Here is a 10,616-nt window from a genome sequence, read left to right on the forward strand (position 1 = left end):
GTTTAGCGTTTGTAGGTCGGGGTAACGAAGGGCAGGGCGCTGACGGTGATCGGCAGATATTTGCCGCGCACCTCGGCGTAGACGAGGGTGCCGGCCGCAGCATGGGAGACCGGCACGTAGCCCATGGCGACGGGGCCTTCGACGCTCGGGCCGAAGCCGCCTGATGTGACTTCGCCGATTTCGACTTTGCCCTCGGCATCGGCATAGAGCTTGGCACGGCCGCGCACCGGCGCCTTGCCCTCCGGCTTCAGGCCGACGCGGCGGCGGGCGGCGCCGTTTTCGAGTTCGGAAAGGATGCGGCCGGAGCCGGGGAAGCCGCCGGCGCGTGCACCACCGCCGCGCCTTGCCTTCTGCATCGCCCATTCCAGTGCCGCCTCGACCGGCGAGGTGGTGGTGTCGATATCGTTGCCGTAGAGGCAGAGACCGGCTTCGAGGCGCAGCGAATCGCGGGCGCCGAGGCCGATCGCCTGCACATCGGGATGCTCGAGCAGCCGCATGGTGACATCAACGGCCTTGTCCGATGGAACCGAGATTTCGAAGCCGTCCTCGCCGCTATAGCCGGAGCGCGAGACAAGACAGGAAACGTCGTGCAGGCGGCAGTGGCGCACATCCATGAATTTCATCGCCGCGACGTCGGCCCAGAGTTCGGCGAGCACCTCGACGGCACGCGGTCCCTGCAGCGCGATCAAAGCGCGGTTCAAGAGGGTGATGTCGCATTGGTCGCCGATATGGGCCTGCAGATGGGCGAGATCGGCTTCCTTGCAGGACGCGTTGACGACGACGAAAAGATGATCGTCGAGATGGGCGATCATCAGGTCGTCGAGAATGCAGCCGCTGTCGTCGGTGAAGAAGCCATAGCGCTGGCGGCCTTCGGCAAGGCCTAATATGTCGACGGGCACCAGGCTTTCGAGCGCGAGTGCTGCGTCCTCGTAGCTGCCCGATTTTGCCTTCACGATGACCTGGCCCATATGGGAGACATCGAAGAGGCCGGCTTCCGTGCGGGTATGAAGATGTTCTTTCATCACACCGGCGGGATATTGCACCGGCATGTCGTAACCCGCGAACGGCACCATGCGGGCGCCGAGCTGGAGATGCAGGCCATGCAGCGGGGTTTTTTTCAGGGCAGCAGTATCGTCCAAAAGACGCCTCCGGGGTTTGCGCCTTCGTCACGAAGGCGCGGGCTCAAATCTGAAGGCGCGGCTGCGCACTTCTCTCCTGAGCCCCCTCTGTCCTTGACGCCTGAGATTGTTATCCCTTCGGCGAGCGTTTCGTAAACGCCTCTCTCCAGAGTTCCGTCTGCCCCTTGCTGGTCCTTTTGCCTGAGAGTTTCCGGGGCGGTTGCTCCTTCGGCACCGGTGGCGAAAGCACCGGATTCTCCCAACAAGGTTGTCGCAATTATCCGGCGGCTGCGGCAGTTGGCAAGCGCCAAATGTCGTCACCGAGCAAATTTTTGTCGTCTTATTCCAATCAGGCCTTAAACTGCGGCAAATCTGCTTTTGCATTCCTTAGGGAAACCGGCTATCGCGGCTTGCTGTTGAAGGGGATCACATGCGGCGGACCGAATTGAAAGCGACGCTCTTTCTGCGCATGCTATGCGCATTGAGCCTGGCTTTGCTCGGTCTTGCCCATCAGGCGCCGCAGGCCGTTGCTTTCGAAGGCTACGATGCCGCCGCCTATGTGCTGCCGGACGGCAGCTTCGCCTCGCTCTGCGTCACGGTGAAGGACACAGACGGCAAGACCGTCGCTTTCAAGCCGAATTGCGAAGCCTGCCGACTGTCGGCCTCGGTTATTCTGCCGGCGCCGGATGCGGGCTCCTGGCTCGAACGCAAGCTCGGCTCGCTCATCAATTCGCCGATCGAAACCTCAGCCGTTGCCGACGCAAGTGCGGTCATCCGGCCGAATTCCCGCGCGCCTCCCGTCCTCGGCTGATCTGCCTCCGTAACTTATGACGCAGCATGCCGGTCCGCCCGAGAGAAGTCCGCGGCCGGCGAGGAGATATCCGATGAAGACTATCAAAAAATTTGGCAAGACATTCGGCAGGACATTCGGGTTGGCCGCCCTTTTTTCCGCGACCGCCCTTGCCGGCGCCGAGGCACATGTGACCTTCCTCGACAAGCAGGCGACGCAGGACAGCACCATTCTCGCCACATTGCAGCTGCCGCACGGCTGCGACGGCAAGGCGACCACCGAGGTGCGGGTCAAGCTGCCTGAAGGTTTCGTCTTCGCCAAGCCGCAGCCGAAGGCCGGCTGGGAGCTCGAGGTGATCAAGGGCGATTACCAGAAGACCTATGACAATCACGGCGACAAGGTGAAGACAGGCGCGGTCGAGATCCGCTGGAAGAACGGCAATCTCTCCGACGATTTCTACGATACCTTCGTCATCCAGGGGAAAGTTTCGGGCGTCGAGGCCGGCACTTCACTCGCCTTTCCGGTGACGCAGATGTGCGGCGATACGGTCCAGGCCTGGGATCAGGTGGCGAAGGAGGGCGGCGACGCGCATGGGCTGAAAAGCCCGGCGCCGCTCCTGAAGGTCGTTGCCGGCGAAAGCCATGGCCACGATCATGACGATATGGCCGGGATGGACATGTCCGGCATGGCGGGCGTTGCCGCTCCGGCGGGCGAAACGGTCAAGGCCGGCGATCTCGAAATCTCCGGCGGCTTCGCCAAGGCAATGCTGCCCGGCCAGCCGGTCGGCGGCGGCTTCTTCACGGTGAAGAACAACGGTCAGACGGACGACCGGCTGGTGTCGGTGACATCACCCGCATCAGGCGAGGTTCAGATCCACGAAATGGAGACCAAGGACAATGTCATGCGGATGCGCCAGCTGAAGGACGGCATCGCGATTGCCGCCGGCGAGACGGTCAAGCTCGAGCCCGGCAACCTGCATCTGATGTTCCAGAAGGTGAAGACGCCGTTCAAGCAGGGCGATACGGTTCCGGTGACGCTGACCTTCGAAAAGGCCGGCAAGGTCGATCTGGTGCTGCAGGTGTTGTCGGCGCAGGGCAAGTAGGGCAGCGGCCGTTAAGACAGTGAAGCCCGCGACTGTGGTTGCAGTCGCGGGCTTTTGTGTGGAAGGCGGTGGCCTCAGAAATCTTCGTAGGATCGCAGCGCCTGCTTCAGGCCGGCCTGTGGCTGGCGATTGCCCTTGGCCATCAGGTCGAGTGCCACCTCCGTCGACTGGATGATGCTGGAGGGCTCATCGGCCTGATCGGGGTTTTCGGCCTTCAATTGCCGGTCGGCAATGCGCCGTGCATCCCGCGCAGCGGTGCTCGTTGCCACACGCTGAGGGATTCTCAGCGATTCGAAGGCAATGGCAGCGGTGTTGGCCGATACGGACAGGAGTTGGGTCATGCCGTCAGCCTATCGGCATGATCTTGGCGCCATCATAAGAAAATCAACGGCATTTTACCGGATGGTAAGAATTCATTCCGTCACGATTGGAATCTCCGCGGAGTTGCGATAAATCCGGCTGATGATCCAGGCTCTTCTCGTCGCCGTCGGCGGCGCTATCGGTTCCCTTCTCAGATATTATGTCGGCCAGTGGTCGCTGAGGCTCATGGGCCCGGCCTTTCCCTGGGGCACGCTTGCCGTCAATGTCGTCGGCTGCTTCGTCATCGGCGTCTTCGCCGAGTTGATCGCGCGGAGGTTCGATGGCTCGGTGGATATGCGCCTGCTGCTGATGACCGGTTTGCTTGGCGGCTTCACCACCTTCTCGGCCTTCTCGCTGGATGCGATTTCGCTGTTCGAACGCGGCGAGGCGGTCGCCGGTGGCATCTATGTCGTTGCCAGCGTCGGACTTTCGATGGCAGCCGTCATATCCGGGCTCGCCATCATGCGCGCTTTGGCCTGATTTCTTTTCCGGTTTCCGTTTTGCGTGAAAATGCTCTAAAGGCTGCGGCAAGAACGCCGGCTTGGCCCGCGCAGCAATTTCCGAAAGATTTTTTATGGCTGGCATAGAACATATCAAGGTTGAACTCGACGAAGCCGGCATGCGGCTCGATCGCTGGTTCAAGGTGCATTTTCCCGGGCTCGGTTTCGGTCCGCTGCAGAAGCTGTTGCGCTCCGGCCAGGTGCGTGTCGACGGCGGACGGGTCAAATCGGATGCGCGCGTGCAGCCCGGCCAGACGGTGCGGGTGCCGCCGCTGGATGTCGATGCCAAGGTCAAATCCGGACCGATCGCCGGCAGGGATCTCAAGCATTCGTCTGATTTCGAACTGCTGTCGCGCATGGTGCTGCATGAGGACGATAAGGTCATCGTGCTCAACAAGCCGCCCGGTATTGCGGTTCAGGGTGGCTCCGGTGTCGCCCGGCATATCGACCAGATGCTCGAAGCCTGGACCAGCCCGAAGGGCGAAAAGCCGCGGCTCGTTCACCGCCTCGACCGCGACACGTCGGGTGTTCTCGTCATAGCCCGCACCCGCGGCGCCGCACAGAAGCTGACGGCGGCCTTTCGCGAACGCGATACCAAGAAGACCTACTGGGCGCTGGTCAAGGGCGTGCCGCGCAAGCACGAGGACAAGATCTCGACCTGGCTCGTCAAGGAGCCGACGGCCGATGGCGACCGCATGCGTATCGCCAAACACGGGGAGGACGGCGCCGACCATGCGATTTCCTTCTACCGCGTGCTGGAGACGGCGGCGCAGAACCTCGCATGGCTGGAAATGGAGCCCTACACCGGCCGTACCCACCAGCTGCGCGTCCATGCCCTGCATATCGGCCATCCCATCATCGGCGATCCGAAATATTTCGACGATGATCCGAATTGGGATTTTCCGGGCGGCGTCCAGAAGAAGCTGCACCTGCACGCGCGCCACATCGACATTCCGCACCCCTCCGGCGGGCGGCTGCGCGTCAGCGCGCCGCTGCCGTCGCATATGGTGCAGACCTGGAATCTTCTCGGCCTCGACCTTGCCGGCGCTGAAAGGGACAGCGAATGAAACTCGCGCTTTTCGATTGCGACGGCACGCTGGTCGACAGCGCCGGCCTGATCCACGAAACCATGCGCAGGACCTTCGAGAAATTCGGCAAGCCGGAACCGCGATTCGAAGACACCAAGGCCATTATCGGCCTGTCCCTCGATATTGCGATCGCCCGGATGCAAGGCAGGCCGCATGTCGAGCAGGACGACATCGACATGACGGCGCATTACAAATCGCTGTTCTCGGTCGTGCGTAGGGATCTCGACTACAGGGAGCCGCTGTTTCCCGGCATTCGCGAGATGATCGACGCGATCAGCGGGCGCGAGGATCTGCTGATCGGCGCGGTGACAGGCAAATCCAGACGCGGGCTGAACCTCGTGATGGAGACGCACGGCTTCGACCCGTATTTCATCGTTGCGCGCACCGCAGACGATTGCCCTTCCAAGCCGCATCCGGCCATGGTGACGGAATGCTGTGACGAAACCGGGATCCATGCCACTGATGCCATTGTCATCGGCGATGCGATTTACGATATGCAGATGGCAAAGGCCGCCGGCGCCAAGGCGATCGGTGTTGCCTGGGGCTATGCCAGCGTGGATAAACTGATCGCCAACGGCGCCGATGCGATCGCCTATCATCCAAACGAGATATTGCGCCATTTTTCCTGAGGTGAGCCCATGCGCGATCTGCTGAACGATCTTTCCGAAGGCCTGAGCCATCCCGACCCTATCCGCCGCGCGCAGATCCAGATGAAGAAGCCGCTGCCGAAGCGTTTCTATACCGACGTCTCGGTTGCCGAGCACGAGGCCGGTTTTGCGATCACGCTCGACGGCAAGCTGGTGCGCACGCCGGCTCGGCAGGTGCTCGCCGTTCCCACAGAGGCGCTGGCTCGGCTTGTTGCCGCCGAATGGCGGGCGCAGGGCGAAGAGATCAATCCGGTGACGATGCCGGTGACGCGGCTCGTAAACACCGCACTCGACGGCGTGACCGCCAATACGCAGGCGATCTTCGAGGACATCCTGCGCTTTTCCTCCAGCGACCTCATCTGCTACCGCGCCGATGGGCCCGAACTGCTGGTCGAGCGCCAAGCCGAGCGCTGGGATCCGGTGGTCGACTGGGCGGCAAACGATCTCGGCGCCCGCTTCATCCTCATCGAAGGCGTGATGCCGCAAGAGCAGCCGCGCGAGGCAACCGCCGCCTTCGCCGTCACGCTCGCCAGATTTGACAGCCCGATGGCGCTTGCAGCACTCCACACGGTGACCACGCTCACAGGTTCCGCGATCCTGGCGCTCGCCTTCGCCTGCGGCCGGGTGACGAGGGAGGAGGCCTGGTCGCTTGCCCATCTCGACGAGGACTGGACGATCGAGCATTGGGGCAGCGACGAGGAAGCCGAGGAGCGCCGCGCCAAGCGCTTTGCCGAGTTCAAGGCGGCGACGGATGTTTTTTTCGCCCTAAGCGCCTGAAACATATTGCCTTCCCGGACATTATGACGAAATCTGCGACTCCAACGGGGTGGTGCGGGATTTTGCAATGAATTGGCTGAGGTCGTGTTTTTGCCGGGCCGCACTCGTTTGTGTCGCGCTTACGGCCTGCGGCAGCCTCTCGGCCAAGAAGCCGGAGGCACCGATGTACGACGTGCGCAGCGCCGTCGTTGTCTCCGGCCCGAACATGCCGGCCGAGTTGCTTGCCGGCATCAACGACCGCGTCAACGCCGCGATCAACGTTACCGTGCGCGATACCGTGCTGCCGCGGGTGGTGCTGACGATCCGCGTGGTGTCCATCGAGAAAGGCCTCGGCTTCCAGAAGGACCGCAATGTCGCGAAGATCAGCATCGACGCCGCCTCCGTCGAGGACGGCTCGGTCATCGCCGTCAGCGCCTTCGACGTGACCAGCATCGCCGCCGACCCCAAGCTTGCCGATGAGATATTGGCCGAGGACGCCGCAGCAAGGATACGCTCGGTTTTCTCACTCAGCGGACGCGGGCGCTAGCACAAAAATCTACCGCCGGATTGCCGCCTGCAGCGGCGAGGAGATCGTATGAAGGAAATTCTCGAAGAACTGGAACGGCGCCGCGACATCGCCCGCCTCGGCGGCGGTGAGGCACGCATCGACGCCCAGCACAACCGCGGCAAGCTGACGGCGCGCGAGCGCATCGACCTCTTCCTCGACGAAGGCTCCTTCGAGGAGTTCGACATGTTCGTCGAACATCGCTCCACCGATTTCGGCATGGACAAGAGCCGTATCGCCGGCGACGGCGTCGTCACCGGCTGGGGCACCGTCAACGGCCGCACGGTCTTCGTTTTCGCCAAGGACTTCACCGTCTTCGGCGGCTCGCTATCGGAAGCGCATGCCGAGAAGATCATGAAGGTGCAGGACATGGCGCTGAAGAACCGCGCGCCGATCGTCGGCATCTATGATGCGGGCGGCGCCCGTATCCAGGAGGGCGTGGCGGCTCTCGGCGGTTATGCGGAAGTGTTCCAGCGCAATGTGCTCGCCTCGGGCGTCATCCCGCAGATCTCGGTGATCATGGGACCGTGTGCCGGCGGCGACGTCTATTCGCCTGCCATGACCGATTTCATCTTCATGGTGCGCGATACCTCCTATATGTTCGTGACCGGCCCCGACGTGGTGAAAACCGTCACCAACGAGACGGTGACGGCAGAGGAACTCGGCGGCGCCGTGGTCCACACGGTGCGCTCTTCGATTGCCGACGGTGCCTACGAGAATGATGTCGAAACGCTGCTGCAGGTGCGCCGGCTGATCGATTTCCTGCCGCTGTCGAATACCGCGCCGCTGCCCGAGATCGAATGTTACCAGTCGGTGACAGATGTCGATATGTCGCTCGATACGCTGGTGCCGGCCAGCGCCAACAAGCCGTACGACATCAAGGAATTGATCCGGAAGGTGGCGGACGAGGGGGATTTCTTCGAGATCCAGGCGAGCTTTGCCGGAAATATCGTCTGCGGCTTCGGCCGCGTCGAAGGCTCTACCGTCGGTTTTGTCGCCAACCAGCCGATGGTGCTGGCCGGCGTGCTCGACAGCGACGCCTCGCGCAAGGCGGCGCGCTTCGTGCGCTTCTGCGACTGCTTCAACATTCCGATCGTCACCTTCGTCGATGTTCCCGGCTTCCTGCCGGGCACGGCGCAGGAATATGGCGGCCTCATCAAGCATGGCGCCAAGCTGCTGTTTGCCTATGCCGAGGCGACGGTGCCGAAGCTCACCGTCATCACCCGCAAGGCCTTCGGCGGCGCCTATGACGTGATGGCGTCGAAACATCTGCGCGGTGACCTCAACTATGCCTGGCCAACGGCGCAGATCGCCGTGATGGGCGCCAAGGGCGCGGTCGAGATCATCTTCCGCAAGGATATTGCCGATCCGGAAAAGATCGCCGCGCATACGAAAATGTACGAGGACCGGTTCCTTTCACCCTTCGTCGCCGCCGAGCGCGGTTATGTCGACGAGGTGATCATGCCGCATTCGACCCGCCGGCGGCTGGCGCGCGGGTTGAAGATGCTGCGCAACAAGGATCTCGCCAATCCCTGGAAGAAACACGACAACATTCCGCTCTGACATTTGCGGACGAATAAAACCGCCTGCTCACGTGTTTAGATGCTGTCGAAAAAGTGAACGGCTGTCAGCAATCCGTGTGTTCAATCCGTGTCGATGACAGGCTAACGCTCGGCCGTATTGTTTTAAATGGAGAGGTTTAATGTCAAGTTTCGAGCGTCTTTCTGCCTACCGCCCCTATGGGCTGGCCGCTCTCAGAATCATCACCGCGCTGCTGTTCATCGAACACGGTACGATGAAGCTGTTCGGCTTCCCGGCTTCGCAGATGTCCGGCTCGCTGCCGCCGCTGATGCTGTTTGCCGCCCTGCTGGAGCTGATCGGCGGTATTCTCATTCTCGTCGGCCTGCTGACGCGCCCCGTCGCCTTCCTGCTCGCCGGCGAAATGGCCGTCGCCTATTTCATGGCGCATGCCCCGAACAGCTTCTTCCCGGCCGTCAATCAGGGCGACGCCGCGATCCTGTTCTGCTTCGTCTTCCTCTACCTGTTCTTCTCCGGTCCCGGCGCGTTTTCCATCGATAACCGCAAGGCGGCTTGAGCCGACATAGGCTGCGGGGCATTGCGATGCCCCGCAGCGTTTGCCTGTTCAGGCGGTGAGCTTGAGACCGGCGATACCGCCGACGATCAGCATGATGCAGGCAAGGCGGGAGACACTTGCCTCATCGCCCAGCAGCCAGATGCCGAGGAGCACGGTGCCCACCGTGCCGATGCCGGTCCAGACCGCATAGGCGGTGCCGATCGGCAGGTGCTTCACCGCCAGGCCGAGCAGCACGATGCTCACCACCATCGATATGACGGTCAGCGTCGTCGGCAGCGGCCGCGTGAAACCCTCGGTGTATTTAAGGCCGATCGCCCAGCCACATTCGAAAAGACCGGCGAGAAAAAGCAGAAACCAGGCCATCCGACTCTCCTGTTCAAGAGCGAGGCCGTCCCCGCGACGGTTGCATCCTTGGGATGCCGCAGTCGTCTGCGATAGCGCTTATATGCGCGAGGGGACGGCCGACTTCAAGGTAGGAATCGGCACAGCTGCCACGCCACCCGTTTCTTGCGGGCTTCGCAGGCGAAACATCATGGCTGCCCGCCGCTTGGCGCTGAATGGCTCTTGGCGCGGCGGCAGAGACGGTCGAAGGTTTCGAGGAAGCGTGAACGGTCTTTCGGGCTGAAGGCGGCGTTGTAGCCCTTGCTCTCGCCGGTTTCGCGCAAATGCGCGCCGAGATCGCGCATGGCGCTTGCCATACCGATATTGGTCTCGTCGAAGATGCGTCCCGTGGGGCCGCTGACGAAGGCGCCGGTCGCAACACAGCGAACGGCGAGCGGCACGTCGGCGGTGACGACGACATCACCCGCGCCGGCGCGCTCGGCGATCCAGTTGTCGGCGGCGTCGAAGGCATTGGAGACGATGACGTTGTGGATCATCGGATCGCGGGAAGGGCGCAAGCCCGAATTGGCGACGAAGGTGACTTCGAGGCCGTGGCGTTCGGCAACCTTCAGGACTTCCGGCTTCACCGGGCAGGCATCGGCGTCGACATAGATCATGGCGAAATCCTCATACCGGCTGAATGGCCGGCTGTCTGATCATATCGATATGGGGAATGCCGTCTTCGAGATATTCCTGCGATATCCCGACAAAGCCGAAGGATTCATAGAAACGGCGCAGATGGGCCTGCGCCGACAAGGCGATCGGATTTGCCGGATAAAGCCGCTCACAGGCGGTGATCGCTTCGCGCATCAATGCATCTCCCAGCCGCTTGCCGCGATGGGCGGGCGAGACGACGACGCGGCCGATCTTTGACGGATCCCGCGGCTCATACGGTTTCAGGATTCGCGCCGCGCCCAGGAGTTCAGCGTCCTCCAGAAGGCGCAAATGCAGAGCATCGATATCCTTGCCGTCGAGTTCCGGATACGGGCAATTCTGCTCGACGACAAAAACATCGACGCGCATTCTCATGAGGTCGTAGATCTCCCGCGCGGGGAGCTCGTCGAGCTTGCTGAGATCGACCCTGTAGTTGGCTGCAGCCATTAGTACACGACCACGCCGCGGATGGACTTGCCCGAATGCATCAGCTCGAAGCCCTTGTTGATGTCTTCGAGCGGCATGGTGTGGGTGATCATCGGATCGATCTGGATCTTGCC

At 62.1% G+C, this 10,616-nt stretch carries 14 protein-coding genes, 1 pseudogene and 2 riboswitches; of the genes and pseudogenes, 9 read left to right on the forward strand and 6 right to left on the reverse strand.

Annotation, left to right across the window (positions count from 1 at the left end):
- Positions 1-2 precede the first annotated feature (2 nt).
- A complete protein-coding gene (gene gcvT, locus CO667_RS17870; protein WP_097619627.1) occupies positions 3-1,139 on the reverse strand; it encodes a glycine cleavage system aminomethyltransferase GcvT in 1,137 nt (378 codons plus the stop codon).
- Positions 1,140-1,216: 77 nt separating this feature from the next.
- Positions 1,217-1,298, reverse strand: a riboswitch (glycine riboswitch).
- A 3-nt stretch (positions 1,299-1,301) separates the two neighbouring features.
- Positions 1,302-1,390, reverse strand: a riboswitch (glycine riboswitch).
- Between the two features lie 158 nt (positions 1,391-1,548).
- Here gcvT and CO667_RS17875 point away from each other — a divergent pair.
- Complete coding sequence (locus CO667_RS17875; RefSeq protein ID WP_097619628.1) at positions 1,549-1,929, forward strand: hypothetical protein; 381 nt, start codon at positions 1,549-1,551, stop codon at positions 1,927-1,929.
- A gap of 73 nt (positions 1,930-2,002) precedes the next feature.
- Positions 2,003-3,010, forward strand: coding sequence for a copper chaperone PCu(A)C (locus CO667_RS17880; RefSeq protein ID WP_097619629.1), 1,008 nt, complete (start codon positions 2,003-2,005; stop codon positions 3,008-3,010).
- 74 nt (positions 3,011-3,084) lie between these two features.
- On the opposite strand, the gene CO667_RS17885 is transcribed toward CO667_RS17880, so the two are convergent.
- Positions 3,085-3,351: a hypothetical protein gene (locus tag CO667_RS17885; RefSeq protein WP_097619630.1), complete on the reverse strand. Its 267-nt coding sequence runs from the start codon at positions 3,349-3,351 to the stop codon at positions 3,085-3,087.
- 121 nt (positions 3,352-3,472) lie between these two features.
- Between CO667_RS17885 and crcB the strand changes: the two genes are divergently transcribed.
- From crcB to CO667_RS17920, 7 genes are all read left to right on the forward strand, one after another.
- Positions 3,473-3,850, forward strand: a complete 378-nt coding sequence (crcB, locus tag CO667_RS17890; RefSeq protein ID WP_097619631.1) for a fluoride efflux transporter CrcB — start codon at positions 3,473-3,475, stop codon at positions 3,848-3,850.
- 94 nt (positions 3,851-3,944) lie between these two features.
- Positions 3,945-4,937, forward strand: coding sequence for an RluA family pseudouridine synthase (locus CO667_RS17895; protein WP_097619632.1), 993 nt, complete (start codon positions 3,945-3,947; stop codon positions 4,935-4,937).
- A complete protein-coding gene (locus CO667_RS17900) occupies positions 4,934-5,587 on the forward strand; it encodes an HAD-IA family hydrolase (RefSeq protein WP_097619633.1) in 654 nt (217 codons plus the stop codon). The genes CO667_RS17895 and CO667_RS17900 overlap by 4 nt, the downstream gene beginning before the upstream one ends.
- A 9-nt stretch (positions 5,588-5,596) precedes the next feature.
- Positions 5,597-6,382 (forward strand): ATP12 family chaperone protein, encoded by a 786-nt coding sequence (locus tag CO667_RS17905; protein WP_097619634.1) that lies wholly within the window; start codon positions 5,597-5,599, stop codon positions 6,380-6,382.
- A gap of 67 nt (positions 6,383-6,449) precedes the next feature.
- Positions 6,450-6,908 (forward strand): hypothetical protein, encoded by a 459-nt coding sequence (locus tag CO667_RS17910; protein WP_097619635.1) that lies wholly within the window; start codon positions 6,450-6,452, stop codon positions 6,906-6,908.
- 48 nt (positions 6,909-6,956) lie between these two features.
- Complete coding sequence (locus CO667_RS17915) at positions 6,957-8,489, forward strand: acyl-CoA carboxylase subunit beta (protein ID WP_097619636.1); 1,533 nt, start codon at positions 6,957-6,959, stop codon at positions 8,487-8,489.
- 139 nt (positions 8,490-8,628) lie between these two features.
- Positions 8,629-9,021 carry a DoxX family protein gene (locus CO667_RS17920; RefSeq protein WP_097619637.1) on the forward strand — a complete coding sequence of 131 codons (393 nt, stop codon included), beginning with the start codon at positions 8,629-8,631 and terminating at the stop codon, positions 9,019-9,021.
- A 48-nt stretch (positions 9,022-9,069) separates the two neighbouring features.
- Here the strand turns inward: CO667_RS17920 and sugE are convergent, their stop codons facing one another.
- The 4 genes and pseudogenes from sugE to CO667_RS35910 all read right to left on the reverse strand — a co-directional run.
- Positions 9,070-9,384 (reverse strand): quaternary ammonium compound efflux SMR transporter SugE, encoded by a 315-nt coding sequence (gene sugE, locus CO667_RS17925; protein WP_097619638.1) that lies wholly within the window; start codon positions 9,382-9,384, stop codon positions 9,070-9,072.
- Positions 9,385-9,551: 167 nt separating this feature from the next.
- On the reverse strand, positions 9,552-10,019 hold the full coding sequence (locus tag CO667_RS17930; RefSeq protein WP_097619639.1) for a YaiI/YqxD family protein: 468 nt from the start codon (positions 10,017-10,019) through the stop codon (positions 9,552-9,554).
- 10 nt (positions 10,020-10,029) lie between these two features.
- Positions 10,030-10,503: a GNAT family N-acetyltransferase gene (locus CO667_RS17935; RefSeq protein ID WP_097619640.1), complete on the reverse strand. Its 474-nt coding sequence runs from the start codon at positions 10,501-10,503 to the stop codon at positions 10,030-10,032.
- Positions 10,503-10,616: pseudogene (locus CO667_RS35910) on the reverse strand (S-(hydroxymethyl)glutathione dehydrogenase); the annotation flags it as partial. The gene CO667_RS17935 and the pseudogene CO667_RS35910, both read right to left, overlap by 1 nt.

This window comes from Rhizobium sp. L43, from assembly GCF_002531725.1.
Lineage (GTDB): Bacteria > Pseudomonadota > Alphaproteobacteria > Rhizobiales > Rhizobiaceae > Rhizobium.

Coding starts and splice junctions, on each gene's coding strand:
- CO667_RS17875 (WP_097619628.1), top strand. CDS start 1,549: ATGCGGCGGACCGAATTGAAAGCGACGCTCTTTCTGCGCATGCTATGC.
- CO667_RS17880 (WP_097619629.1), top strand. CDS start 2,003: ATGAAGACTATCAAAAAATTTGGCAAGACATTCGGCAGGACATTCGGG.
- CO667_RS17885 (WP_097619630.1), bottom strand. CDS start 3,351: ATGACCCAACTCCTGTCCGTATCGGCCAACACCGCTGCCATTGCCTTC.
- crcB (WP_097619631.1), top strand. CDS start 3,473: ATGATCCAGGCTCTTCTCGTCGCCGTCGGCGGCGCTATCGGTTCCCTT.
- CO667_RS17895 (WP_097619632.1), top strand. CDS start 3,945: ATGGCTGGCATAGAACATATCAAGGTTGAACTCGACGAAGCCGGCATG.
- CO667_RS17900 (WP_097619633.1), top strand. CDS start 4,934: ATGAAACTCGCGCTTTTCGATTGCGACGGCACGCTGGTCGACAGCGCC.
- CO667_RS17905 (WP_097619634.1), top strand. CDS start 5,597: ATGCGCGATCTGCTGAACGATCTTTCCGAAGGCCTGAGCCATCCCGAC.
- CO667_RS17910 (WP_097619635.1), top strand. CDS start 6,450: ATGAATTGGCTGAGGTCGTGTTTTTGCCGGGCCGCACTCGTTTGTGTC.
- CO667_RS17915 (WP_097619636.1), top strand. CDS start 6,957: ATGAAGGAAATTCTCGAAGAACTGGAACGGCGCCGCGACATCGCCCGC.
- CO667_RS17920 (WP_097619637.1), top strand. CDS start 8,629: ATGTCAAGTTTCGAGCGTCTTTCTGCCTACCGCCCCTATGGGCTGGCC.
- sugE (WP_097619638.1), bottom strand. CDS start 9,384: ATGGCCTGGTTTCTGCTTTTTCTCGCCGGTCTTTTCGAATGTGGCTGG.
- CO667_RS17930 (WP_097619639.1), bottom strand. CDS start 10,019: ATGATCTATGTCGACGCCGATGCCTGCCCGGTGAAGCCGGAAGTCCTG.
- CO667_RS17935 (WP_097619640.1), bottom strand. CDS start 10,503: ATGGCTGCAGCCAACTACAGGGTCGATCTCAGCAAGCTCGACGAGCTC.